Here is a 23,363-nt window from a genome sequence, read left to right on the forward strand (position 1 = left end):
GCGCCCCCGCCGCGATCGGGCGCAGGCATGCCGCGTCCGCTTGCGCCGCCCCGATCGCCGCGCCGCAGCCAGGCTTAGGCCGGCGGCGGCGATTCAGCGACCGTGTTCGAAGAAGTGCAGCAGCCGCTGCGGCAGCCAGTCGATATGGCCGCCGGGTGCGCCGCTGACATAGCCCACATGACCACCCTGAGCGGTGTATTCGGGCTGTACGTCGGACGACAGCTGATCCGGCGTGGCCAGCGACCAGGCCGGCACCATCGGGTCGTTCAGCGCCTGCAGCAGCAGCAGCGGCGTGCGCACCGATTTCAGCAGCGGTTTCGACGCGCAGCGCGTCCAGTAGTCGTCGGCATCGCGGAAGCCGTGCACCCGTGAGGTGAAGGCGTCATCGAAGTCGCGGATGGAACTGCAGCGCGCGATGGCCGTGGCGTCCACCTGGCCGGGAAAGCGCCGCGCCTTGTCCAGCGTGCGCGGCTTCATCGTGCGCAGGAAGTACTGGGCATAGACCCGGTTGAAGCCGCGGTCCAGCGTGCGGCCGGACACGCCGAGGTCCACCGGCGCGCACACCGAGGCCGCGGCGGCCAGCCAGCGCGAGGCCGCCTGGCCCTGTTCGCCCAGCCACTTGCACAGCACGTTGCCGCCCAGCGACACCCCCACCGCGTACAGCGGCGCACCGTCCGCCCGCGCATGCAGCCGCGGCAGCAGCCATTCAAGTTCGGCGCTGTCGCCCGAGTGGTAGGCGCGCAGCAGGCGGTTCGATTCGCCGGAACAGCCGCGCGCATGCACCACCACGCCATTCCAGCCGCGCGCGGCCAGCGCATGCATCAGCGCCTTGGCGTAATGACTGCCGGAACTGCCTTCCAGACCGTGGAACAGAACGACCAGCGGCTGCCGCGCGCGCGGCGGCAGCCAGTCGAGATCGAGGAAGTCGCCGTCCGGCGTGTCGATGCGCTCGCGGCTCAGCGCCGGGCGGGCCAGCGGAATGAAGCGCGGCCAGATGGTCTGCGCGTGGCCGCCGGGCAGCCAGGGCGCCGGACGGTAGGGCTGGACCATGTCAGTGCAGGATTTTCGGCAGGTCGGGACCGTCCTGCTCGGCCGGCAGCGGCGAAGCGTGGTGCAGCACCATGTGCCAGCCCAGCGGGCCGCGCGCATACACATTGGTCACCACCAGCACCGGTCGCGGCGTGCGGTCGCCCGGGGCGGACAGGGTTTCATGCACGCTGTGTATCGCCTGCAGCGCGCCTTGGGTGACCAGCGCATGGCTGATGCGCACATCGGCGTGCGGGCCGGAGAACATGCGGCGCCAGGCTTCGCGCACCGCTTCGTAGCCGCTGGCGCGCGGGCAGCCGGCGAGGATGCACATGATGTCGTCCTCGTCCGCCCATACCGCCATCAGGCCTTCGATGTCGCCGCGGTTGCGGGCATCGTAGAAGGCGGTTTCCGCCTCCTGCGGCGAGGCGAAAAAGGTCTTGCGCTGGCTTTCCATGCCGCGCCGCTCAGTGGCCGGCGATGGCCGGGCCGTGATAGCTGTAGCGGGTGCCGCAGTAGGGGCAGGCCGCCTGCCCGGTCTTGGTCACGTCGAGAAAGACACGCGGGTGGCGCGCCCACAGCGGTGCGCCGGGCAGCGGGCAATGCAGCGGAAGGTCGTTCGCGCTGACTTCGATTTCGCGTGCCTGGTCGCGGCTGGAATCGTTACCGGCTTGGGTCATGGTGTGCTCCGGACAGGAAGATGCGCGGACCGGCCGCGCACGGATTCAGGCATGTGCGCAGCGCGTGCGCCGCGCACAGCCCGGATGGGTCTCAGCGGATCGGGCTCTGCGGCTTTGCCTCAGATCCTGGTGAGCCAGCGGTGGTATTCCGGCGCGCGGCCGTTCACCGCGTCGAAGAAGCGGGCCTGGATCTTTTCGGTGATCGGACCGCGGCTGCCGGCGCCGATCAGGCGGCCGTCCAGTTCGCGGATCGGCGTCACTTCGGCGGCGGTGCCGGTGAAGAAGGCTTCGTCCGCGGTGTAGATGTCGTCGCGGGTCAGACGCTTGGACACGACCTGGTAGCCCAGCTCGGCAGCGATCTCGATCACCGACGCGCGGGTGATGCCCACCAGCGCGGACGCGATTTCCGGTTCGTAGATCTTGTTGTCCTTGATCACGAACAGGTTCTCGCCAGCGCCTTCGGCCACGAAACCATCGACGTCCAGCAGCAGCGCCTCGTCGTAACCGTTTTCGGTCGCTTCCATATTGGCGAGGATGGAGTTGGCGTAGGTGCCGGAGTACTTGGCGCGGCACATCGACACATTCACGTGATGGCGCGAGTAGGACGAAGTCTTCACGCGGATGCCGCGCTTCAGGCCGTCTTCGCCGAGGTAGGCACCCCAGGGCCAGGCGGCGATCGACACGTGCACCGAGGCGCCGCGGGTCGAAATGCCCATCTTCTCGGAGCCGAAGAAGGCGATCGGACGGATGTAGCAGGATTCCAGCTTGTTGGCGCGCACCACTTCGAGCTGCGCTTCCATCAGTTCTTCGCGGCTGTACGGCATCTTCATCATGTAGATGTGCGCCGAATTGAACAGCCGGTCGGTGTGTTCCTTGAGGCGGAAGATGGCGGTGCCGATTTCGGTGTTATAGGCACGGACCCCTTCGAAGACGGCCAGACCGTAGTGCAGCGAATGCGTCAGTACGTGCGTGGTGGCCTCGCGCCAGGGCACCAGTTTGCCGTCGTACCAGATAAAACCGTCGCGGTCGGCCATCGACATGGGAAACACTCCAGAGATTGCGGTAAACCCGTGATTTTAGCCGAAGCCGACCCTCCGGCGGCGGCTCCGGAGGGTTCGGCGCGTTAAAATCCCCCGCATGAGCGAACGCATCTGGAAACCCAACGTCACGGTGGCGGCGCTGATCGAGGACAGGGGCCGCTTCCTGCTGGTTGAGGAGCACACGTCCGACGGTCTGATGCTGAACCAGCCGGCCGGTCACCTCGAAGAGGGCGAATCACTGGTCGAGGCCTGTGTCCGCGAGGCGATGGAAGAAACTGCCCACCCCTTCACGCCGCGCGAACTGGTGGGCATCTACCAGTGGCGCAGGCCGGACGGCGAGGTGACCTATCTGCGTTTCGCCTTCGCCGGCGACGCCGGCGAAGCGATCGCGGGTCGTGCGCTGGACGAAGGCATCGTCCGCGCGGTGTGGATGACGCCGCAGGAGATCGAAGCCAGCCGCCAGCGTCATCGCAGCCCGCTGGTGTGGGCCTGCGTGCAGGACTGGCAGGCCGGCATCCGGCTGCCGCTGTCCGCGCTCCGGCATTTCGGCTGATGCGCAGGCTGATGGCCGGCCTGCTGGCGGCCATGCCGCTGCTGGCGGCGGGCGCCGGCGAACAGTCGCTGGAGGTGTGCTTCAACTACGGCTGCCAGAGCACGCAGACCGTGGTCTATGCCCCGTCGCAGATGCTGTCTCTGCACAGCGCACTGGACGGCAGCGTGGACGCGGCCGACGAGCGCGGACGGCTGCAGTACGTGCTGGCCCGCATGTACCGCTGGGCCGGCGAACAGTCGCCCATCCATGTGGACCGCGCCGGCGACTTCCTCGATGACGAAGCGTACGGGCGCATGGACTGCATCGATCATGCACGCACCACCGACCGCATGCTGCAGGCGCTGCAGGCAGTCGGCGCGCTGAAATTTCACCGTGTGATCGACATCCAGCGGCGTACCAGCTGGGTCATCATGCAGCACTTCAGTGCGGCGATCGAAGACGCGGAAGGTCACCGATATGCGGTCGATACCTGGTTTCGCGACCACGCCGAACCGGCGGTCGTGATGGATCTGAACAGATGGAAGGACGGGGGATACCCGGATGAATGAAGCACTCGCGGGCATCGCGCCCGGAAATGGTGAAACCGTGGTCGTCGGCCTGTCCGGCGGCGTCGATTCCTCGGTGTCGGCGCTGCTGCTGAAGCAGGCCGGCTACCGGGTGGTCGGCCTGTTCATGAAGAACTGGGAAGACGACGACACCGACGAATACTGTTCCACCCGGCAGGACCTGATCGACGCGGCGGCGGTGGCCGACGTGATCGGCATCGACCTCGAAGTGGTCAACTTCTCGGCCGAGTACAAGGACCGCGTGTTCGCCAGCTTCCTGCGCGAGTACCAGGCCGGCCGCACGCCGAATCCGGATGTGCTGTGCAATGCCGAAATCAAGTTCGCCGCTTTCCTCGACCACGCGATGCAGCTGGGCGCCACCCGCATCGCCACCGGTCACTACGCGCAGGTGCGGGAATTCGAAGGCCGCTTCCAGCTCATGAAGGGCGAAGACGGCACCAAGGACCAGAGCTATTTCCTGCACCGGCTGAACCAGGCCCAGCTTTCTCGCACGCTGTTTCCGGTCGGTCACCTGTACAAGCGCGACGTGCGCCGCATCGCGGCCGACGCCGGGCTGGCCAACGCGGCGAAGAAGGACTCGACCGGCATCTGTTTCGTCGGCGAACGTCCCTTCCGTGAATTCCTGCAGCGCTATCTGCCGGTTACGCCGGGCGAGATCCGCGATCTGGACAGCGAGCGGGTGCTCGGCCAGCACGACGGCCTGATGTACCACACGATAGGCCAGCGCAAGGGGCTGCGCATCGGCGGGCTCAAGGGCATGGCGGATGACGCCGGCGAGCACGACGCCTGGTACGCGGCGCGCAAGGACATGGAGAAGAACGTGCTGTACGTGGTGCGCGGGCATGACCATCCGGCGCTGCTGTCCGGGCGTCTGGTGGCTGCCGACCTGTCCTGGGTGTCCGGCGCCCTGCCGCACACCCACTGGGTCTACGCCGCGAAAACCCGTTACCGCCAGCCGGACGCGCCGTGCAGCATCGACGCGGTCGATGCGGACCGCTGCGAAATCGTGTTCGCCGAGCCGCAGTGGGCGGTCACGCCGGGTCAGAGCGTGGTGGTGTACGAGAGCAAAGTGTGCCTGGGTGGCGGCATCATCGTGTCGGCGGGCGACTGAAGGCCGGCGAGGCGGGATTCGGGGGGAGGGGCGGCACCGGTGCCGCCCGTGCATCAGTCGTGCGGAACGGTGTCGCTGAAGGAGGCGCGCTGCAGCAGCTTGTCCTGCAGACGGGCCAGATTGGGATGGGCGCCGCGCCAGTCCAGCGCGGGCTGGCGGAAGTCGAGATAGCCCAGCGCGCAGCCGACCGCGATGTCAGCCAGCGAAATGGCGGTACCGTGACACCACGCATCGTCGCCGAGGTCGGCCGCAAGCGCGGCCAGAGCGCGTTCGATCTTCAGCTGCTGACGGGCGATCCAGCCCTCGCTGCGTTCGCCGTCGGCCCGTCGTCCTTCCAGCAGGATGGCCACCGCGGCGTCGATCAGGCCGTCGGCCAGCGCCTCCCAGCGCTTGACCAGCGCCCGCTCGCGCGCCGGCGCGGGCAGCAGCTTGTTGTTGGGTGCGACACCGTCGAGGTATTCGACGATCACGCGGGAATCGAACAGGCGGGTGTCGTCGTCCAGCACCAGCACCGGAATCTTGCCCAGCGGGTTCAGATCGGGCACGCCCGAGCTGTCGGTCCACGGCGAATCGATCACGAGTTCGCAGTCGATCTTCTTTTCGGCAAGCACGACGCGCGTCTTGCGCACGTAGGGGCTGGTATACGAACCGACGAGTTTCATGGACGGTACCGATTGACGACGCCGGAATTATACCGCCGGGTCGTCGGCCGCCGGACCAGGCGTCCGGCGGGCACATGATAAAATTCGTGTTGCGTTGCACGACGCCTGTGCGTCCTGCGCCTTTCCAGTCCATCTTTCCTGCAGGTTCCTCATGAGTTCCCACGCCCTTTCCGCGCTGTCGCCGCTCGATGGTCGCTACGCCGCCAAGCTTGATCCGCTGCGCGGTCATTTCAGCGAGTACGGCCTGATCCGCAACCGCGTACGCGTCGAGATCGCCTGGCTGCGCGCGCTGGCCGCCAGCGACCAGATTCCGGAAGTGAAGGCCTTTTCGCAGGCCACGCTGGACGAACTGGATGTGGTGATCCGCGACTTCAGCGTCGAGGACGCGGCCGCGATCAAGGCCATCGAGGCGCGCACCAATCACGACGTGAAGGCGATGGAGTACTGGCTCAAGGAGCGCCTTGCGAAGAATGCCGAAGTGACCGGCGTGTCGGAGTTCATCCACTTCGCCTGTACCTCGGAAGACATCAACAACGTGTCGCACGCGCTGATGCTGGAAGAGGGCCGTCGCGACGTGCTGCTGCCGGCGCTGGACGCGGCGATCGAGCGGCTGCGCGGCCTGGCGCACGACCTGGCCGAGCTGCCCATGCTGTCGCGCACCCACGGCCAGCCGGCCAGCCCGACCACGCTGGGCAAGGAAATGGCCAATATCGCCGCCCGCCTGATGCGCGCCCGTGCCCGCATCGCCGCGGTCAGCATGACCGCCAAGTTCAACGGTGCGGTCGGCAACTACAACGCTCACCTGTCGGCCTACCCGGACGTGGACTGGCCGCAGTTCAACCGCGCCTTCATCGAATCGTTCGGGCTGGAATTCAATCCCTACACCATCCAGATCGAGCCGCACGACGCGATGGCCGAACTGTTCGACGCCATGGCGCGCGCCAACACCATCCTGCTCGATGCCGCGCGCGACTTCTGGATGTACATCTCGCTCGGCTACTTCAAGCAGAAGCTGAAGGCGGGCGAAATCGGCAGCTCCACCATGCCGCACAAGGTGAATCCGATCGATTTCGAGAACGCCGAAGGCAATCTCGGCCTGGCCAACGCGGTGCTGCGCCATCTGTCGGAAAAGCTGCCGGTATCGCGCATGCAGCGCGACCTGACCGACTCGACCGTGCTGCGCAATATGGGCGTGGCCTTCGGCTACAGCGTGCTGGCGCTGGATTCGCTGTCGCGTGGCCTGGGCAAGCTGCTGGCCGCGCCGGAAGCGCTGGCGGCCGATCTCGACGCCTGCTGGGAAGTGCTGGCCGAGCCGGTGCAGACCGTCATGCGCCGCTATGGCGTGCCCAATCCGTACGAACAGCTGAAGGAACTGACCCGTGGCCGCGGCATCGACCGCGAAGGCCTGCACGCCTTCATCGCCACGCTGGACATTCCGGCAGCCGAGCGCGAACGCCTGCTGGCGATGACGCCGGCCAGCTACATCGGCGACGCCGTCCGCCTCGCCCGCGCCATCTGATCCTGCCGGGGCCGCCGCGCCGTCCCGCCCTGCGGGGCGTGCGACGGCCCCGCTCAATTCATCGAGGACTATCCATGAGTTTTGCCGACACCCTGAAGACGCTGCCCGGCGTGTCCCACCTGTCCGCCATCCAGCTGCTGGACGCCGCCGGCGAGGTGGTCGCCACCATCGAGAACAAGCCGGGTCAGGCCGGTTCGCTGGCGGTGTACAACCATCTGGCCCAGCTGCACGGCGCGATCAATGCCGACGCGGCGAAGCAGGGGCTGGACATCTACGGCGAGCACACCGCCGATGCGCAGGCCAATCCGGGCAAGCATCCGAACATCGACCGCCTGATCGAACTGATCGCCAGCGGTGCGACGCTGCGCGTGAAGCAGGTGTTCGCCCAGCCCTGATTCAGGCGGGCGCCCAACAAAAAACCCGGCCGAGGCCGGGTTTTTGTTGTCTGCTGAGGGTCCGCCTCAGACCACCGCTTCCTGCTTCTGCTTGGGCGGCTTCACCAGCTGTTCGCGCTTGACGCCCAGCCACATCACCAGCGGGCTGGCCACCAGCACCGACGAGTAGATGCCGAAGCAGATGCCGATGGTGAGCGCCACCGCGAAGTAGTGCAGGGCCTGGCCGCCGAACAGCAGCATGGACAGCACCATCATCTGGGTCGACCCGTGGGTGATGATGGTGCGCGAAATCGTGCTGGTGATCGCATGGTCCAGCACCTGCGGCACGGTCATCGTGCGCTTGCGCGGATTGCGGAACACTTCGCGCACCCGGTCGAACACCACCACCGATTCGTTCACCGAGTAGCCCAGCACCGCCAGCACCGCCGCCAGCACCGGCAGCGAGAACTCCCACTGGAAGGCGGCGAAGAAGCCCAGGATGATGACCACGTCGTGCAGGTTGGCGATGATGGCCGATACCGCGAAACGCCACTCGAAACGCATGGCCAGGTAGAGCACGATGCCGAAAATCACCAGCATCAGCGCCAGCGAGCCGTCGGCGGCCAGTTCCTTGCCCACCTGCGGGCCGACGTACTCGACCCGGCGCAGTTCGGCTTTCGGGCCTTCGGCCTTGTCCAGCGTCGCCATCACCTGCTGGCTCACCTTGGCCGAATCGGTGTCCTTGACCAGCGGCAGGCGGATCATCACGTCGCGCGCGGTGCCGAAGTTCTGCACCTGCGGATCGCTGAAGCCGCTGTCGGTCAGCGCCTTGCGGACGGTTTCGAGATTGGGTGCCTCGCTGTAGTTCACCTCCATCAGCGTGCCGCCGGTGAATTCCACCGACAGGTGCAGGCCGCGCGTGGCGAGGAAGAACACCGCGAGCAGGAAGGTGATGACCGAAATGGCGTTGAACACCAGCGCATGGCGCATGAAGGGGATGTCGCGCCGGATACGGAAGAATTCCATGGCTGTTCAGCTTTCCTTGTATGCGATTACGCGCCGGTGCCCGGCTTCCAGACGGTGCCGATGGACACCTTCTCGAGCTTGCGGGCACGGCCATAGACCAGATTCACCAGCGCACGCGACACCACCACCGCGCTGAACATCGAGGTCAGGATGCCCAGGCAGTGCACCACCGCGAAGCCGCGCACCGGGCCGGAACCGAAGATGAGCAGCGCCAGGCCGGCGATCAGCGTGGTGATGTTGGAGTCGAGAATGGTCGCCCAGGCGCGGTCGTAGCCGGCGGAGATCGCCGCCTGCGGACTCACGCCATTGCGCAGTTCCTCGCGCACCCGCTCGTTGATCAGCACGTTGGCGTCGATCGCCATGCCCAGCGTGAGCGCGATCGCGGCGATGCCGGGCAGCGTCAGCGTGGCCTGCAGCAGCGACAGCAGCGCGATCAGGAACAGCAGGTTGGCGGCCAGCGCGGCGGACGAAATGAAGCCGAACACCATGTAGTAGCCGATCATGAACACCGCGATCGCGATGAAGCCCCACAGCGTCGAGTGGAAGCCCTTGTCGATGTTCTCTGCGCCCAGCGACGGGCCGATCACGCGTTCCTCGATGATGTCCATCGGCGCGGCCAGCGCGCCGGAGCGGATCAGGATGGCCAGCGTGTTGGTTTCCTGCGGGCTGAACTGGCCGGTGATCTGGAAGCGGTCACCGAACTCGCCCTGGATGGTGGCGACCGAAATGGCTTCGCCGCGGCCCTTCTCGAACAGCAGAATGGCCATCATCTTCTTCAGGTTTTCGCGGGTGACCGTGCGCATGATGCGGCCGCCGGTCGAATCCAGCTTCACCGCGACCGCCGGACGGTTGGCGTCGTCGAACGAGGCCTGGGCGGTTTCGAAGCGCTCACCGGTCAGGATGACCTGCTTGCGTACCGGCACCTGGGTCACCACGCCGTTGCGCGCGCGCTCCGGATAGACCTCGAGGCCTTCCGCGTTGCCGCTGATCATGGCTTCCTGGTCGACCAGGCGCACTTCCAGCGTGGCGGTGCGGCCGATCAGATCCTTGGCCTTGGCCACGTCCTGCACACCCGGGAGCTGGACGACGATGCGGTCCGCGCCCTGCTGCTGGATGATGGGTTCGGCCACGCCCAGTTCGTTCACGCGCTTCTGCAGCGTCAGGATGTTCTGCTTGATCGCCGATTCGCGGATGTCCTTCTCGGCGATCTGTTTCATGCGGCCGGTCAGCACGAAATCTGCGCCGGATTCGCTGAGCGTCCACGCCAGATCGGGCAGGGTGTCCTCCACCTTGCCGCGCGCCGCGTCGCGGCCCTCGGCATCGCGGAAATGCAGCGTGATGGTGTCGCCCTCGCGGTTGATGCCGCCATGACGCACATTCTTCTCGCGCAGCTGGATGCGCAGGTCGGAAGCCATCGAATCGAGGCGCTTGGTCATTGCGCCCTTCATGTCGACCTGCAGCAGGAAGTGCACGCCACCGCGCAGATCCAGACCCAGATACATCGGCTTGGCGCCGGCGTGCGACAGCCAGGACGGCGACTTGGACAGCAGGTTCAGCGCCACCACGTATTTGGCATCGGCCGCGTCCGGGTTGAGCGCCTTCTCGAGCACGTCGCGGGTCTTGAGCTGGGTGTCGGTGTCGGCCAGACGCACCCGCACGCCGCTGTTGTCCAGCGTGATACCGGTGTGGGGGATGGCGGCGTCCTTCAGCGTGCTCTCGACCTGGGACATCAGGTTCGCGTCCAGCGTGACGCCGGTGCGCGTGGTCGATACCTGCACGGCAGGGGCCTCGCCGTAGAAATTGGGCAGCGTGTAGATCAGCCCGAGCAGCAGCGCCACGATCACCAGCGCGTTTTTCCAGAGCGGGTAGCGGTTCATTGCGAGGCAGGAACGGAAAGGGGAGGAAGACCGGCGGACGGCGTCCGCCGGCGGCGAGGGCTTACAGCGCCTTCAGCGTGCCCTTGGGCAGCACGGTGGAGACAGCCTGACGCTGGACGGTGATTTCGACGTTCGGCGCCACTTCGACGCTGACGAAGTTGTCACCGACCTTGACGATGCGGCCGGCCACACCGCCCTGGGTGACGACTTCGTCGCCCTTGGCCAGCGCTTCGACCATGGCCTTGTGTTCCTTCGCGCGCTTCATCTGCGGGCGGATCATCAGGAACCACAGCACCACGAACATCAGGATGATGGGCAGGAAGCCCATGATGCCACCGGTCGGATCGGCAGCGGCGCCGGCAGCCTGGGCGTAGGCGGGGGAAATGAGCACAGGGGTCTCCGCGGGTAATTATTGGAAAGCTCGCGAGTATATCAGCCGCGTCCGACAGGCCCGGGATGCACGAATTCCCCGGGCCGTCCGGCTCACACGCCGCGCTGGCGGTCGGCCAGGAAGGCGGCCGACCATTCGGCGTAGCGTCCGGCCTCGATCGCCTCGCGCGCCTCGCGGGTGAACTGCTGGTAGAAGTGCAGGTTGTGCAGCGTATTCAGCCGCGCGCCCAGCATTTCGTTGCAGCGGTGCAGATGGTGCAGGTAGGCGCGGGTGTAGCGGCTGCAGGTGTGGCATTCGCAGCTCGCGTCCACCGGTCCGGTGTCGTCCTTGTAACGGGCGTTCTTCAGCTTGAGGTCGCCATAGCGGGTAAACAGCCAGCCGTTGCGTGCGTTGCGGGTGGGCATCACGCAGTCGAACATGTCGATGCCGTGCGCGATCGCGTGCACGATGTCCTCCGGCGTGCCGACGCCCATCAGGTAGTGCGGCGCGCCTTCCGGCAGCTTTGGCCCGGTGTGGGCCAGGATGCGCTGCATGTCCTCCTTCGGTTCGCCGACCGACAGGCCGCCGATGGCGTAGCCGTCGAAACCGATGTCCTTCAGTCCGGCGAGTGACTCGTCGCGCAGGTCTTCATGCATGCCGCCCTGCACGATGGCGAACAGCGCATTCGTGTTGCCCAGACTGTCGTGCGCGTCGCGCGAGCGGCGTGCCCAGCGCAGCGACAGGCGCATCGATTCGGCCGCGGTCGGATGGTCGGCCGGGTAGGGCGTGCATTCGTCGAAAATCATCACGACGTCGGAATTCAGGTCGTGCTGGATGCGCATCGACTCTTCCGGCGTCAGCATGAGCCTGTCGCCGTTGATCGGGCTGGCGAAGCGCACGCCTTCTTCACTGATCTTGCGCAGCGCGCCGAGCGAGAACACCTGGAAGCCGCCGGAGTCGGTCAGGATGGGCCGTTCCCAGCCCATGAAGCGGTGCAGGCCGCCGTGCCTGCGGACGATGTCGGTGCCCGGGCGCAGCCAAAGGTGGAAGGTGTTGCCGAGCACGATGCGCGCGCCCATGTCTTCCAGCTCGACCGGGTCCATGCCCTTGACCGTGCCATAGGTGCCGACCGGCATGAAAACCGGCGTGTCGACGGTGCCGTGCGCCAGCGTGAGCCGGCCGCGGCGGGCGAGGCCATCGCGGGCCAGCAGATCAAACTTCATCGTCATCCTTCATGCGCGCCGGAATGAACATGGCGTCGCCGTAACTGAAAAAGCGGTAGCGCTGCGCGATCGCGTGCGCATAGGCGTCGAACATGCGGCGCCGTCCGGCCAGTGCGGACACCAGCATGAGCAGCGTCGACTTCGGCAGGTGGAAATTGGTGAGCAGGCCGTCGATCACCCGGAAGGCGTAGCCGGGCGTGATGAACAGCCGGGTATCGCCGCTGCAGGCGGTCAGCGGGCCATCGCCGCAGGCGGCCGCAGCCGATTCCAGGCAGCGCAGGCTGGTGGTGCCGATGGCGATCACCCGGCCGCCGGCGGCCCGGGTGTCGGCAATCGCCTGGGCGGTGTCCGCCGACAGCTGGAAGCGCTCGCTGTGCATGTGGTGTTCGGCCAGGTTCTCGACCCGTACCGGCTGGAAGGTGCCTGCGCCGACGTGCAGCGTGACGCGCGCGGTGCGCACGCCGCGGGCCTCCACCGCGGCCAGCAGCGCTTCATCGAAGTGCAGGCCGGCGGTGGGCGCGGCCACCGAGCCGGTTTCGCGCGCGAATACCGTCTGATAGCGGTTTTCGTCCGCCTCGACCGCGGCCCGGTCGATGTAGGGCGGCAACGGCAGCCGGCCGTGGCGCTCCAGCAGATCGAGCAGCGGCGCGTCGCTCAGGCTGCGCAGCATGAAGAACTCGCCTTCGCGGCCGAGCACCTCGACCTCGAAGGCGTCCTCCAGCGTCAGCCGGCTGCCCGGCCTGGGCGTCTTGCTGGCACGCACCTGGGCCAGCGCTTCGCGCTCACCGGTCAGTCGCTCGACCAGCACTTCGACCTGTCCGCCACTGTCCTTGCGGCCGTAAAGCCGCGCGTGCATGACCCGGGTGTCGTTGAATACCAGCAGATCGCCCGGATTCAGCCACTGCGGCAGGTCGCGGATGTGCGCGTCGGTCGGCGCGCGTTCGCCCAGCACCAGCAGCCGGCTGGCGCTGCGCTCGGGCAGCGGTGCCTGAGCGATCAGCTCGTCGGGCAGCGTGTAATCGAAGTCGGAAAGCGTGAGCACGGCGTAAAAGGAGGCGGAAAAGCGCGAAAAAACCGCGCATTGTACCGCTGGTGGCCTTGCCGGACCGCAGCGGCAGCCCGCATAATCCGCCTCCTTCCCGGCCGGGATGGCGGAATCGGTAGACGCAGCGGATTCAAAATCCGCCGCCGCAAGGTGTGGGGGTTCGAGTCCCCCTCCCGGCACCAGGGCGCGATGCGGCTTTCTGCCCATCCCACCCGAAGCAGGGCCCGGATGTGCGTTTGCGCCGCGCACTATCGGCGTGCCTGTCGTGCACAGGTATACTTGCGCGTTTCCCACGCGCATCCGCTTCCGTCCATCCCGTGCAGGTCTTCCGCGCAATCCCTTCGGTCGCTGACAGGCCGGTCGTTCTGACCATCGGCAATTTCGATGGCGTGCACCTCGGCCACCGGGCGCTGCTGGCCCAGCTGGCGGCGAAGGCGCACGCGCTGGGCGTGCCGGCCGCGGTGATGACCTTCGAGCCGCATCCGCGTGAATTCTTCATGCACGAGAAGCGGCCGACCCGGCTCACCAGCCTGCGCGAAAAGCTGGAGCTGTTCCGGCAGGCCGGCGTCGAGCGGGTGTACGTCTGCCGCTTCAATGCCCGCTTCGCCGCCCTGAGCGCCCATGCCTTCGTGGACGACCTGCTGGTGCGCGGGCTGGCGGTGCGCCACCTCATCATCGGCGACGATTTCCGCTTCGGCCGAGGCCGCGAAGGCGATTTCCAGCGGCTGCGCGAAGCCGGCGAACTGCACGGCTTTGGCGTAGCCAGCATGGACACGGTGGAGATCGGCGGCGAGCGCGCCTCCAGTTCCGCCGTGCGCGAGGCGCTGGAGCAGGGCGATCTGGCCCGCGCCCAGCGCCTGCTCGGTCGCCCGTACGCGATCAGCGGCCGGGTGGAGCACGGCCAGAAGATCGGTCGCCAGCTCGGCTTCCCGACGGCCAACATCCAGCTCAAGCACCGTTCGCTGCCGCTGTCCGGCATCTATGCGGCGACCGTCACCGGTGGTGGGCTGTCGAATGCGCCGGGCGCGGCAAGCGTGGGCGTGCGCCCGACGATTGCCGACGGGCTGCGGCCGACCTGCGAGGTCTATGTGCTGGACCGCGAGGTTGATTTGTACGACGAGCACGTGTCCGTGCGCTTCTGTCACAAGCTGCGCGACGAAGCGCGCTACGAAGGCCTGGAGGCACTGCGCGAAGCGATCGCGCAGGACGTGGCGAACACGCGCGCGTGGTTCGCCGAAAACCCGATTTCCGAAGACTGAACCTGGCTGATCAAGATGGCTGATTACCGCACGACGCTGAACCTGCCCGACACCGCCTTTCCGATGCGCGGCGACCTGCCCAAGCGCGAACCCGGCTGGGTTCAGCAGTGGCAGCAGAGCCAGCTCTACAAGCGCATCCGCGAGAAGGCGGCCGGCCGCCCGAAGTTCGTGCTGCACGACGGCCCGCCCTACGCGAACGGCGACATTCACCTCGGCCACGCGGTGAACAAGATCCTGAAGGACATCATCGTCCGCTCGAAAACGCTGGCCGGTTTCGACGCGCCCTACGTGCCCGGCTGGGACTGCCACGGCCTGCCTATCGAGCACCAGATCGAGAAGAAGCACGGCAAGAACCTGCCGGCATCCGAAGTGCGCAAGCTGTGCCGTGCCTTCGCCGGCGAGCAGGTGGAGATCCAGAAGAAGGGTTTCATCCGCCTCGGCGTGCTGGCCGACTGGGACCGCCCCTACCGCACGATGGATTTCGGCAACGAGGCCGGCGAAATCCGCGCGCTGGCCGAAATGGTGAAGAAGGGCTGGGTGTATCGCGGCCTGAAGCCGGTGAACTGGTGTTTCGACTGCGGATCGGCGCTGGCCGAAGCCGAGGTCGAGTACCAGGACAAGGGCAGCCCGGCGGTCGATGTCGGCTTCCCGGTCAGTGAGCGCGAGCGCGGCCGGCTGGCCGCCGCCTTCGGTCTGGCCGAACTGCCGGCAGGCAGCGTGCATGCGGTGATCTGGACCACCACGCCGTGGACCATTCCGGCCAACCAGGCGCTGAACATGCACCCGGAGCATGTGTATGCGCTGGTGCAGACCGACGCCGGCTGTCTGGTGCTGGCCGAGGCGCTGGTCGAACAGAGCCTGAAGCGCTTCGGCCGCGAAGGCCGCGTGCTGGCCACCGCAACCGGCGACAAGCTGGAGCGCATCGCCTTCCATCATCCGCTGTACGAGCGCGAGTCGCCGGTGTTTCTGGCCGACTACGTCGGCCTCGACGCCGGCACCGGCATCGTGCATTGCGCGCCGGCCTATGGCGTGGATGACTTCAACTCCTGCATGAAGAACGGCCTGACCGTGGCCGACGTGCTGAATCCGGTGCAGAGCAACGGCGTGTACGCCGAGTCGCTGCCCTTCTTCGGCGGCCTGCACATCTGGAAGGCGAACCCGGTCATCGTGGACAAGCTGGCCGAGGTCGGCGCGCTGTTCTCGCACGAGAAGATCCAGCACAGCTATATGCACTGCTGGCGCCACAAGACGCCGCTGATTTACCGCGCCACCGCGCAGTGGTTCGTCGGCATGGACCTGAAGCCGGAAGGCGGACCCAGCCTGCGTGAGTCGGCGCTGAAGGCGATCGAGGACACCGCTTTCTACCCGGACTGGGGCAAGGCGCGGCTGGCGGCGATGATCGCCAACCGGCCGGACTGGTGCATTTCCCGCCAGCGCAACTGGGGCGTGCCGATTCCGTTCTTCATCCATCGCGAAAGCGGCGAACTGCATCCGCGTACGGTCGAACTGATGGAAGCGGTGGCGCAGCGCGTTGACGCCGAAGGCATCGACGCCTGGTTCAATCTCGATGCGGCCGAACTGCTGGGCGCCGACGCGGCGCAGTACGAGAAGATCAGCGACACGCTGGACGTGTGGTTCGATTCCGGCGCCACCCACTGGCACGTGCTGCGCGGCTCGCACGCCGGTCTTGCGCGCACCGACGGCGGTCCGGTGGCCGACCTCTACCTCGAAGGGTCGGACCAGCACCGTGGCTGGTTCCATTCCTCGCTGCTGACCGGCTGCGCGATCGACGGTCAGGCGCCTTACCGCGCGCTGCTGACGCACGGCTTCACGGTCGACGCGCAGGGCCGCAAGATGTCGAAGTCGCTCGGCAACGGCATCGAGCCGCAGGAAGTCGGCAACAAGCTGGGCATCGAAATCCTGCGCCTGTGGCTGGCTTCGACCGATTACTCGGGCGAACTGTCGATCTCGAAGGAAATTCTCGACCGCGTGGTCGAAACCTACCGCCGGCTGCGCAACACGGTGCGCTTCCTGCTCGCCAACATCGCCGATTTCGACGCGCAGGCCGACATGCTGCCGGCCGACCAGTGGCTCACCATCGACCGCTATGCGCTGGCGCTGACGCGCGACCTGCAGGCGCGCGTGACCGCTGATTACGACCAGTACGAATTCCACCGCGTGGTGCAGGCGCTGCAGCACTTCGCGTCGGAAGATCTCGGCGCCTTCTACCTCGACGTGCTGAAGGACCGCCTGTACACGACCGCACCGGGTTCGCATGCCCGCCGTTCGGCGCAGTCGGCGCTGTGGCACATCACCCAGACCCTGGTGCGCCTGATGGCGCCGGTGCTGGCTTTCACCGCCGAGGAAATCTGGACCGTGCTCGGCGACAAGGCGGCCGACAGCGTCATGTTCACCACCTGGCACGTGCTGCCGGAGCAGGCGGACGAAGCGGCGCTGATGGCGCGCTGGAGCCGCATCCGTGCGCTGCGGGCGGAATCGGCCCGGGTGCTGGAAAGCCTGCGGTCTGAAGGCGGCATCGGTTCGTCGCTGCAGGCCGAGGTCGAGGTGCGTGCCGCCGGCGAGCTGCATGACGATCTGGCCGCACTGGGCGACGACCTGCGTTTCGTGCTCATCACCTCGGCTGCGTCGCTGCTGAAGGCCGACAGCGAAGCGGAGCAGGGCGTCACCGCGCGCCCGAGCACGCACGCCAAGTGCGCCCGCTGCTGGCACTACCGCGCCGATGTGGGCAGTCATGCCGAACATCCGGAACTGTGCGGCCGTTGCGATGCCAATCTGCACGGTGCGGGCGAGACCCGCGTACACGCCTGAAAACGATGAATGCACGCCTTGCTGGCTGGCTCGCCCTGTCCGCCTTCGTGGTCGGGGCGGACCAGCTCACCAAATACCTGATCTCGAACTGGCTCAGCTACGGCCAGAGCTGGTCGGTCACGAGCTTCTTCGACCTGGTGCTGGTGTACAACCCGGGCGCCGCCTTCAGCTTCCTGGCCGACCACGACGGCTGGCAGCGCTGGTTCTTCATCATCCTGACCTCCAGCGTGTCGGTCTGGCTGGTCATGCTGATGCGCAGGCACGTGGCCGAAGTGGTCCTGCCGCTCGGCATCGCGCTGATTCTCGGCGGTGCCATCGGCAACCTGATCGACCGGGTACTGCTCGGCGCGGTGGTCGACTTCCTGTATTTTCATGCCGGGGGCCGCGGCTTCCCGGCGTTCAACGTGGCCGATTCGGCCATCACGGCAGGGGTGGTGCTGATGCTCGCGGACCAGTTCGGTCTGGCGGCGCGCACCGCCCGTGCGGAGACGGAATCATGAGCAACACGATCAAGGCCGACAGTCTGGTCACCCTGCATTTCCGCGTGGCACTGCCCGAAGGCGGCCAGGCGCTGATCAGCACCTTCGAATCGACGCCGGCCACGCTGCAGCTGGGCAGCGGCGAACTGGCCCCGGCGCTTGAAGCGCGTCTGTCGGGGCTGGAGGTGGGCAGCCGGCACGTGTTCGATCTGGCGCCGGGCGAGGTATTCGGCGAGCACAAGGCCGATCTGGTCGAGCGCTTCGCGCGCCGCGACATTCCGGCCGACATCGAACTTGACGTGCATTCGGTCATCGAATTCACCGACAACGACGGCAACAAGTTTCCCGGCCTGGTGCGCGAACTGGACGAACAGTCCGCGCTGATCGACTTCAACCATCCGCTGGCCGGCCGTGCGGTGCGCTTCGAAGTGGAGGTGATCGGTGTCTCCTGAACACGACAGCATGGAAGTGCTGCTGGCCAATCCGCGCGGCTTCTGTGCCGGCGTGGAGCGTGCCATCGCCATCGTCGAGCGCGCGCTGGAGCAGTACGGCGCGCCGATCTACGTGCGTCATGAAGTCGTGCACAACAAGTTCGTGGTCGACAGCCTGCGCGCCAAGGGCGCCATCTTCATCGACGACCTGGCCGACGTGCCGGCGGGCGCCACCCTCATCTTCAGCGCGCACGGTGTGCCGCAGGCGGTGCGCCATGACGCCGGTGCTCGCGGACTGCGGGTGTTCGACGCCACCTGCCCGCTGGTGACCAAGGTGCACGTCGAAGTGGCCAAGATGCGCGACGCGGGTCGCGAAATCGTCATGATCGGCCACAAGGGGCACCCGGAAGTCGAAGGCACCATGGGTCAGTCCGAGGGCGGCATGCATCTGGTCGAAACCGTGACCGATGTGCAGACGCTGCGGGTCAGCGATCCGGACAAGCTGGCCTACGTCACCCAGACCACGCTGTCGGTCGACGACGCGCAGACCATCGTCGATGCGCTGCGCGCGCGTTTTCCGACCATCGTCGGCCCGAAGCGCGACGACATCTGCTATGCCACCCAGAACCGCCAGGACGCCGTCAAGTTCATGGCGCCGCGCAGCGATCTGGTGCTGGTGGTCGGTTCGCCCAACAGTTCGAACTCCAACCGTCTGCGCGAAGTGGCCGAGCAGTTCGGCGTACCGGCCTACCTGATCGACAACGCCAGCCAGATCGATCCGGGCTGGCTGGACGGTCGCAAACGCGTGGGCGTGACCGCTGGCGCGTCGGCGCCCGAGGTGCTGGTCGATGCGGTGATCGCACGGCTGCGCGAACTCGGGGCGGCTTCGGTGCGCACGCTGGACGGCACGCCGGAAAACGTCAACTTCCCGCTGCCGAAGGAACTTGCGCAGACTTGATCCAGGTCTTTGCGCGCTTTCGTGGCCTTTCATATACTCGAAACCATGAAATCACCGCTCAACCGCGAACAGACCATCGATCTGCTGCGCGCACACGACATCAACCTGACCCAGCCGCGGATAGACATCGCGCACGTGCTGTTTTCGCGCATGGAGCATCTGTCTGCCGACCAGATCCTGGCGATGGTGAATGAAACTTCGCCGTCGGCCTCGAAGGCAACCGTGTACAACACGCTGAAGGTGTTGCGGGAAGCCGGTCTGATCCGCGAGGTCATCGTTGATCCGACCAAGGTGTTCTTCGATCCGAACACCGAGCCGCACCATCATCTGTATGACGTGGTCACCGGCTGTCTGACCGACATTCCGAACCATACGCTGCGGGTGGAAGGCATGCCTGACCTCCCGCCGGGCATGGTGGCGGATGGCATCGACATCGTCGTGCGCATGCGTCCCGGTCTGCAGTCAATGGGTGGAGAGGGCGCGCTTTCGCATTGATTTTGGCCGGTTCAGCGGCTATCATGCGCGCTCTTTGTTGCCGCTGTAGCTCAGTCGGTAGAGCAGCGCATTCGTAATGCGAAGGTCACCAGTTCGATTCCGGTCAGCGGCACCACCCGGATGCAAGTGAAGGCCCGTTCCCCGGAACGGGCCTTTTGCTTTTGTGGCCTCGGTTCATCTCCATTGCCGGATGCGGGCTTCCGGCCACGGCCGTCTGCGTCGTGGACGGACTTCGCGGCGCCGCGATGAAAAAAGGCGGCCATGAGGCCGCCTTTCGATGTCCGGATCCTGCTCTGAAGCCGACTGTGGTCAGCCGTTGATCAGCCTTTCCTCGGCGATCTCCATGTCCGTTCCCGCCGCCAGCGGCACGCTGTGGCTGCGCAGTGCGGCGGTCACGTGGTGCATTGGCGCGATTTCGTGGCGGAACAGGTAGGCCAGCACCCGCTGCGTATTCCAGCTTTCAGGCAGCACGATGTGTACGGTGACCGCCGCGTCGGCTTCGAGCGCGGTACCGATCAGCCAGGCGCCGATCTGTTCGCGCAGCAGGAAGCGGGTCTTGAGCGGACTGGTCGCCAGCGACATGCCTGGCGCTTCCGACAGCCGGATGGCCAGCGCGCGGGCCAGCGGAATCCAGTCAGCTTCGACATTCTGTCCGTGGCAGGCCGCCAGGGCGGCGTGTTCGCGCTTCAGGAATTCGCACAGCAGGCCGGACAGTTCACCTGCAGTCCAGTTGCGCATGCCGGGTGCAGCGGTCGGCTGCTGCGCGTTCGTGCTGTCATGACGCGCGGCATTCGCCGAAAAACGTGGCCAGCTGGCTCTCGTGCGGCCGGGGGCGTTCTCGCCGTCGCCGCGCGGGTGGCGCGGTACGACTGCCCCTTCATTCAGACTTGCACCCATGGCATACCTTTTGAGTTGTTGGTTCGATGGTAATGCTGCGATGTGTCATTCTTCGGAACTTAGGTCACCCGGACTAGGGGTTTACCCCTAATCCGGATGGTCCGGGTTCCTGTATCCGGACACGCTGCCTTATCTTCGGAGTTTTCCTGCAAACCCGCTGCGGCGGCGCGCCGGATGTGCGGTGGTTCGGGAATCCCGTGGTTGAGGGATGGTCGGAACCTGCACCTTGGGTGTTATCGACACGGAAGTTAACAAATGAAGAATTCTTTTTCGCGAGCCATACATCTGCGCGATTACCGGGCGCCCGCATGGTGGGTAGATGAAGTGGAGCTCGATGTATCCATCGCTGACGACGGCCACGCCGAAGTAGCGGCGACGCTTTCGCTGCGGCGCAACGAAGCGGTTCCGGCGGCGCCGCTGCAGCTGGACGGAGAGGCGCTGGAGCTGCTCGCGCTGGCGGTGGATGGCCGCGCGCTGCCGGCTCCCGCCAGCTTCGTGCGCGACGGCCGGCTTGAACTGGCCGATCTGCCGGCACGCTGCCGCCTGAGCACCCGGGTACGCATCCGCCCCGACCTGAACACCACGCTGTCCGGTTTCTACCGCTCCAAGGATGGCTATTTCACCCAGTGCGAGGCGGAAGGTTTCCGCCGCATCACGTGGTTCCCGGACCGGCCGGACGTGATGTCACGCTATACGGTGACGCTGCACGCAAACAGGGAACGTTTCCCGGACTTGCTGGCCAACGGCAACCGGGTCGCCGAGGGCGAGGAAGAGGGTGGCCGGCACTGGGCGCGCTGGGTCGATCCTTTCCCCAAGCCCTGCTATCTGTTCGCCATGGTGGCGGCGAAGCTGGACCGGCTGGATGACACCTTCACCACCGCCTCCGGCCGCACGGTCGATCTGGCCATCTATGTCGAGCCGGGCAAGCTGGACCAGTGTGGCTTCGCGATGCACGCGCTGAAGAAATCCATGCGCTGGGACGAACGGCGTTTCGGTCTGGAACTTGACCTCGACCGCTACATGATCGTCGCCGTCGGCGACTTCAACATGGGCGCGATGGAGAACAAGGGCCTCAACATCTTCAACACGAAGTACGTGCTGGCGCGGCCGGACATCGCGACCGATGTCGATTACATGAATATCGACCGGGTGGTCGCCCACGAGTACTTCCACAACTGGACCGGCAACCGGGTCACCTGCCGCGACTGGTTCCAGCTGTCGCTGAAGGAAGGGCTGACCGTGTTCCGCGACCAGGAATACGGGTCGGACGAGTACTCGCGTGCGGTGCAGCGCATCCAGGAAGTGCGCGGCCTGCGCGCGGCGCAGTTCCCGGAGGACGCCGGCCCGATGGCGCACCCGATACGGCCGGCCAGTTACGAGGAAATCAACAACTTCTACACCGCCACCGTCTATGAGAAGGGCGCCGAGGTGGTGCGCATGATCCACACCCTGCTGGGCGAGGACGGTTTCCGCCGCGGCATGGATCTGTATTTCGAGCGGCACGACGGTCAGGCGGTCACCTGCGACGACTTCGTGTCGGCCATGCAGGACGCGTCCGGCGTCGATCTAGCTCAGTTCCGCCGCTGGTACGAACAGGCGGGTACGCCGCGGCTGGGCGCGCGAACCGCCTTCGACGCCGCGACCGGCCGCTGGACGCTCACGCTCGAACAGTCGAATCCGGAAACCGCCTACGAAAGGCGGCTGCAGGAAGAAGGCCTGCGCTTCGAGCGCGGACCGCTGCATATTCCGGTCGCGCTGGGTCTGCTCGATGCCCACGGCCGCGAAATCCTGCCCACCACCGTGCTGTCTCTGACCGAAGCCAGCGGCCGCTTCGAATTCGACCTGTCGGCGCATGGGCTCAAGGCGGCACCGCTGCCGTCGCTGCTGCGCAATTTCTCGGCGCCGGTGGCGCTGGATTATCAATACGGCGACAGCGATCTGGCTACGCTGATGGCGCACGACAGCGACGAGTTCAACCGCTGGGAAGCCGGTCAGCGGCTGGCCACCCGGCTCATGCTCGCCGGCGTGGCCCAGGTGCAGGCCGGTAGCGAGGCGGCGGTGCCGGACCTGTTCGTCGATGCCTTTGCCGCGGTGCTGGCGAAGGCGGACGCCGATCCGGCCTTCGCTGCCGAGGCGCTGACGTTGCCGTCCGAAGCCTGGCTCGGCGATCAGATGACGGTGATCGATCCGGACGCCATCCACCGCGTGCGCACACTGTTCCGCCGCACGCTGGCCGAGCGGCTTCGGTCGCAGTTCGAGGCGCTGCTGGTACGCCATGAGGTGGCCGGCGCTTACGCGCCCGAGCCGGCCGCCATGGGCCGCCGTGCGCTGCGCAACCTCGCGCTGGGCTATCTGATGACGCTGGACGACAGCGCACTGCAGCTGAAGGCGCTGAGCCAGTTCCGCGACGCCGACAACATGACCGACCAGTTCGCCGCCTTCTCGCTGCTGGCGCACAGCGATACGCCGCTGCGCGAAGTCGCGCTGAACGAGTTCTACGCGCGCTGGAAGGACGAAGCGCTGGTGGTGGACAAGTGGCTGGCGGTCCAGGCCACATCTCCGCTGTCCGATGCACGCGCCCGGGTGCGCGAACTGATGGTGCACGAAGCCTTCGACCTGAAGAACCCGAACAAGGTGTATGCGCTGGTGCGCACTTTCTGCGCCGCCAATCCGCTGCACTTCCATGCCGCCGACGGTTCGGGCTACGCCTATGCCGCCGGCGTCATCCGCGAACTGGACCCGGTGAATCCGCAGGTGGCCTCACGCGTGGCGCGCGCCTTCGACCGCTGGCGCCGCTTCGACGACGGCCGTCAGGCGTACGCACGCCGGGCGCTGGAGAGCATCCGCGACCTGCCCGGGCTGTCGGCGGACGTGGCCGAGGTCGTGGGCCGGGCGCTGGCCTGAAGCAAGCGGCAAGGTTCAGGAGGCAGTCTGCAAGGCAGA

The 23,363-nt window shown here is 66.5% G+C and carries 23 protein-coding genes and 2 tRNA genes; 14 read left to right on the forward strand and 11 right to left on the reverse strand.

All coding sequences use genetic code 11. The features are described from left to right. Window positions 1–93: 93 nt before the first annotated feature. From METUNV1_RS00780 to METUNV1_RS00795, 4 genes are all read right to left on the reverse strand, one after another. Window positions 94–1,050, reverse strand: coding sequence for a hydrolase (locus METUNV1_RS00780; protein ID WP_008057861.1), 957 nt, complete (start codon window positions 1,048–1,050; stop codon window positions 94–96). A 1-nt stretch (window position 1,051) separates the two neighbouring features. Next, the gene (locus METUNV1_RS00785) at window positions 1,052–1,483 is read right to left on the reverse strand and encodes a YybH family protein (RefSeq protein WP_008057863.1); all 432 of its coding nucleotides are present in this window, start codon (window positions 1,481–1,483) and stop codon (window positions 1,052–1,054) included. 10 nt (window positions 1,484–1,493) lie between these two features. Continuing rightward, on the reverse strand, window positions 1,494–1,706 hold the full coding sequence (locus METUNV1_RS00790) for a zinc-finger domain-containing protein (RefSeq protein WP_008057869.1): 213 nt from the start codon (window positions 1,704–1,706) through the stop codon (window positions 1,494–1,496). Between the two features lie 119 nt (window positions 1,707–1,825). Continuing rightward, the gene (locus METUNV1_RS00795; protein ID WP_008057875.1) at window positions 1,826–2,746 is read right to left on the reverse strand and encodes a branched-chain amino acid transaminase; all 921 of its coding nucleotides are present in this window, start codon (window positions 2,744–2,746) and stop codon (window positions 1,826–1,828) included. Window positions 2,747–2,843: 97 nt separating this feature from the next. Here METUNV1_RS00795 and METUNV1_RS00800 point away from each other — a divergent pair, with 97 nt between their 5' ends. Genes METUNV1_RS00800 through mnmA form a run of 3 tightly spaced genes read left to right on the forward strand, consistent with a single transcriptional unit; the run spans window position 2,844 to window position 4,976 of the window. Further along, window positions 2,844–3,299: an NUDIX hydrolase gene (locus METUNV1_RS00800; protein WP_008057876.1), complete on the forward strand. Its 456-nt coding sequence runs from the start codon at window positions 2,844–2,846 to the stop codon at window positions 3,297–3,299. Next, complete coding sequence (locus tag METUNV1_RS00805) at window positions 3,299–3,847, forward strand: hypothetical protein (RefSeq protein ID WP_008057877.1); 549 nt, start codon at window positions 3,299–3,301, stop codon at window positions 3,845–3,847. The genes METUNV1_RS00800 and METUNV1_RS00805 overlap by 1 nt, the downstream gene beginning before the upstream one ends. Beyond that, on the forward strand, window positions 3,840–4,976 hold the full coding sequence (mnmA, locus tag METUNV1_RS00810; RefSeq protein ID WP_008057878.1) for a tRNA 2-thiouridine(34) synthase MnmA: 1,137 nt from the start codon (window positions 3,840–3,842) through the stop codon (window positions 4,974–4,976). Before METUNV1_RS00805 ends, mnmA begins: the two co-directional genes overlap by 8 nt. Window positions 4,977–5,029: 53 nt before the next feature. Here the strand turns inward: mnmA and METUNV1_RS00815 are convergent, their stop codons facing one another. Further along, complete coding sequence (locus METUNV1_RS00815; protein ID WP_008057879.1) at window positions 5,030–5,638, reverse strand: glutathione S-transferase; 609 nt, start codon at window positions 5,636–5,638, stop codon at window positions 5,030–5,032. Window positions 5,639–5,789: 151 nt separating this feature from the next. On the opposite strand from METUNV1_RS00815, the gene purB reads away from it, so the two are divergent. Then, window positions 5,790–7,157 carry an adenylosuccinate lyase gene (gene purB, locus METUNV1_RS00820; protein WP_008057881.1) on the forward strand — a complete coding sequence of 456 codons (1,368 nt, stop codon included), beginning with the start codon at window positions 5,790–5,792 and terminating at the stop codon, window positions 7,155–7,157. A gap of 74 nt (window positions 7,158–7,231) precedes the next feature. After that, window positions 7,232–7,552 (forward strand): DUF2322 family protein, encoded by a 321-nt coding sequence (locus METUNV1_RS00825; RefSeq protein ID WP_008057883.1) that lies wholly within the window; start codon window positions 7,232–7,234, stop codon window positions 7,550–7,552. Between the two features lie 66 nt (window positions 7,553–7,618). Here METUNV1_RS00825 and secF read toward each other — a convergent pair whose 3' ends face one another. The 5 genes from secF to queA form a co-directional block, all read right to left on the reverse strand. After that, a complete protein-coding gene (gene secF / locus METUNV1_RS00830; RefSeq protein WP_008057885.1) occupies window positions 7,619–8,557 on the reverse strand; it encodes a protein translocase subunit SecF in 939 nt (312 codons plus the stop codon). 26 nt (window positions 8,558–8,583) lie between these two features. Then, window positions 8,584–10,434, reverse strand: coding sequence for a protein translocase subunit SecD (secD, locus tag METUNV1_RS00835; protein ID WP_008057887.1), 1,851 nt, complete (start codon window positions 10,432–10,434; stop codon window positions 8,584–8,586). Window positions 10,435–10,495: 61 nt separating this feature from the next. After that, window positions 10,496–10,825, reverse strand: a complete 330-nt coding sequence (gene yajC, locus METUNV1_RS00840) for a preprotein translocase subunit YajC (protein WP_008057890.1) — start codon at window positions 10,823–10,825, stop codon at window positions 10,496–10,498. 92 nt (window positions 10,826–10,917) lie between these two features. Continuing rightward, window positions 10,918–12,027, reverse strand: a complete 1,110-nt coding sequence (gene tgt / locus METUNV1_RS00845; RefSeq protein WP_008057892.1) for a tRNA guanosine(34) transglycosylase Tgt — start codon at window positions 12,025–12,027, stop codon at window positions 10,918–10,920. After that, window positions 12,017–13,069, reverse strand: coding sequence for a tRNA preQ1(34) S-adenosylmethionine ribosyltransferase-isomerase QueA (gene queA, locus METUNV1_RS00850; RefSeq protein ID WP_008057894.1), 1,053 nt, complete (start codon window positions 13,067–13,069; stop codon window positions 12,017–12,019). Before queA ends, tgt begins: the two co-directional genes overlap by 11 nt. Window positions 13,070–13,169: 100 nt before the next feature. Between queA and METUNV1_RS00855 the strand changes: the two genes are divergently transcribed. The 8 genes from METUNV1_RS00855 to METUNV1_RS00890 all read left to right on the forward strand — a co-directional run bounded on the left by METUNV1_RS00855 (window position 13,170) and on the right by METUNV1_RS00890 (window position 19,638). Then, window positions 13,170–13,254: transfer RNA gene (locus tag METUNV1_RS00855), tRNA-Leu, on the forward strand. A gap of 135 nt (window positions 13,255–13,389) precedes the next feature. Further along, on the forward strand, window positions 13,390–14,331 hold the full coding sequence (locus tag METUNV1_RS00860) for a bifunctional riboflavin kinase/FAD synthetase (RefSeq protein WP_008057896.1): 942 nt from the start codon (window positions 13,390–13,392) through the stop codon (window positions 14,329–14,331). Window positions 14,332–14,346: 15 nt separating this feature from the next. After that, window positions 14,347–17,160 (forward strand): isoleucine--tRNA ligase, encoded by a 2,814-nt coding sequence (gene ileS, locus METUNV1_RS00865; RefSeq protein ID WP_008057898.1) that lies wholly within the window; start codon window positions 14,347–14,349, stop codon window positions 17,158–17,160. Window positions 17,161–17,165: 5 nt separating this feature from the next. After that, the gene (lspA, locus tag METUNV1_RS00870; protein WP_008057900.1) at window positions 17,166–17,660 is read left to right on the forward strand and encodes a signal peptidase II; all 495 of its coding nucleotides are present in this window, start codon (window positions 17,166–17,168) and stop codon (window positions 17,658–17,660) included. Further along, on the forward strand, window positions 17,657–18,091 hold the full coding sequence (locus METUNV1_RS00875) for an FKBP-type peptidyl-prolyl cis-trans isomerase (protein WP_008057901.1): 435 nt from the start codon (window positions 17,657–17,659) through the stop codon (window positions 18,089–18,091). Before lspA ends, METUNV1_RS00875 begins: the two co-directional genes overlap by 4 nt. A 10-nt stretch (window positions 18,092–18,101) precedes the next feature. Further along, window positions 18,102–19,028: a 4-hydroxy-3-methylbut-2-enyl diphosphate reductase gene (gene ispH, locus METUNV1_RS00880; RefSeq protein WP_008057903.1), complete on the forward strand. Its 927-nt coding sequence runs from the start codon at window positions 18,102–18,104 to the stop codon at window positions 19,026–19,028. Window positions 19,029–19,073: 45 nt separating this feature from the next. Next, complete coding sequence (locus METUNV1_RS00885; protein WP_008057905.1) at window positions 19,074–19,523, forward strand: Fur family transcriptional regulator; 450 nt, start codon at window positions 19,074–19,076, stop codon at window positions 19,521–19,523. Between the two features lie 39 nt (window positions 19,524–19,562). Continuing rightward, window positions 19,563–19,638 (forward strand) — tRNA-Thr (locus METUNV1_RS00890). A 194-nt stretch (window positions 19,639–19,832) separates the two neighbouring features. On the opposite strand, the gene METUNV1_RS00895 is transcribed toward METUNV1_RS00890, so the two are convergent. Then, the gene (locus METUNV1_RS00895) at window positions 19,833–20,420 is read right to left on the reverse strand and encodes a hypothetical protein (RefSeq protein ID WP_043358724.1); all 588 of its coding nucleotides are present in this window, start codon (window positions 20,418–20,420) and stop codon (window positions 19,833–19,835) included. Window positions 20,421–20,675: 255 nt separating this feature from the next. On the opposite strand from METUNV1_RS00895, the gene pepN reads away from it, so the two are divergent. After that, a complete protein-coding gene (gene pepN, locus METUNV1_RS00900) occupies window positions 20,676–23,324 on the forward strand; it encodes an aminopeptidase N (RefSeq protein ID WP_008057909.1) in 2,649 nt (882 codons plus the stop codon). Window positions 23,325–23,363 lie beyond the last annotated feature (39 nt).

It is taken from the genome of Methyloversatilis universalis FAM5, from assembly GCF_000214035.2.
Classification (GTDB): Bacteria; Pseudomonadota; Gammaproteobacteria; order Burkholderiales; family Rhodocyclaceae; genus Methyloversatilis; species Methyloversatilis universalis.

Excerpts from the sequence above, each read along its gene's own strand:
- METUNV1_RS00780 (WP_008057861.1), bottom strand. The coding sequence starts at position 1,050 with ATGGTCCAGCCCTACCGTCCGGCGCCCTGGCTGCCCGGCGGCCACGCG.
- METUNV1_RS00785 (WP_008057863.1), bottom strand. The coding sequence starts at position 1,483 with ATGGAAAGCCAGCGCAAGACCTTTTTCGCCTCGCCGCAGGAGGCGGAA.
- METUNV1_RS00790 (WP_008057869.1), bottom strand. The coding sequence starts at position 1,706 with ATGACCCAAGCCGGTAACGATTCCAGCCGCGACCAGGCACGCGAAATC.
- METUNV1_RS00795 (WP_008057875.1), bottom strand. The coding sequence starts at position 2,746 with ATGTCGATGGCCGACCGCGACGGTTTTATCTGGTACGACGGCAAACTG.
- METUNV1_RS00800 (WP_008057876.1), top strand. The coding sequence starts at position 2,844 with ATGAGCGAACGCATCTGGAAACCCAACGTCACGGTGGCGGCGCTGATC.
- METUNV1_RS00805 (WP_008057877.1), top strand. The coding sequence starts at position 3,299 with ATGCGCAGGCTGATGGCCGGCCTGCTGGCGGCCATGCCGCTGCTGGCG.
- mnmA (WP_008057878.1), top strand. The coding sequence starts at position 3,840 with ATGAATGAAGCACTCGCGGGCATCGCGCCCGGAAATGGTGAAACCGTG.
- METUNV1_RS00815 (WP_008057879.1), bottom strand. The coding sequence starts at position 5,638 with ATGAAACTCGTCGGTTCGTATACCAGCCCCTACGTGCGCAAGACGCGC.
- purB (WP_008057881.1), top strand. The coding sequence starts at position 5,790 with ATGAGTTCCCACGCCCTTTCCGCGCTGTCGCCGCTCGATGGTCGCTAC.
- METUNV1_RS00825 (WP_008057883.1), top strand. The coding sequence starts at position 7,232 with ATGAGTTTTGCCGACACCCTGAAGACGCTGCCCGGCGTGTCCCACCTG.
- secF (WP_008057885.1), bottom strand. The coding sequence starts at position 8,557 with ATGGAATTCTTCCGTATCCGGCGCGACATCCCCTTCATGCGCCATGCG.
- secD (WP_008057887.1), bottom strand. The coding sequence starts at position 10,434 with ATGAACCGCTACCCGCTCTGGAAAAACGCGCTGGTGATCGTGGCGCTG.
- tgt (WP_008057892.1), bottom strand. The coding sequence starts at position 12,027 with ATGAAGTTTGATCTGCTGGCCCGCGATGGCCTCGCCCGCCGCGGCCGG.
- ileS (WP_008057898.1), top strand. The coding sequence starts at position 14,347 with ATGGCTGATTACCGCACGACGCTGAACCTGCCCGACACCGCCTTTCCG.
- lspA (WP_008057900.1), top strand. The coding sequence starts at position 17,166 with ATGAATGCACGCCTTGCTGGCTGGCTCGCCCTGTCCGCCTTCGTGGTC.
- METUNV1_RS00875 (WP_008057901.1), top strand. The coding sequence starts at position 17,657 with ATGAGCAACACGATCAAGGCCGACAGTCTGGTCACCCTGCATTTCCGC.
- ispH (WP_008057903.1), top strand. The coding sequence starts at position 18,102 with ATGGAAGTGCTGCTGGCCAATCCGCGCGGCTTCTGTGCCGGCGTGGAG.
- METUNV1_RS00885 (WP_008057905.1), top strand. The coding sequence starts at position 19,074 with ATGAAATCACCGCTCAACCGCGAACAGACCATCGATCTGCTGCGCGCA.
- METUNV1_RS00895 (WP_043358724.1), bottom strand. The coding sequence starts at position 20,420 with ATGGGTGCAAGTCTGAATGAAGGGGCAGTCGTACCGCGCCACCCGCGC.
- pepN (WP_008057909.1), top strand. The coding sequence starts at position 20,676 with ATGAAGAATTCTTTTTCGCGAGCCATACATCTGCGCGATTACCGGGCG.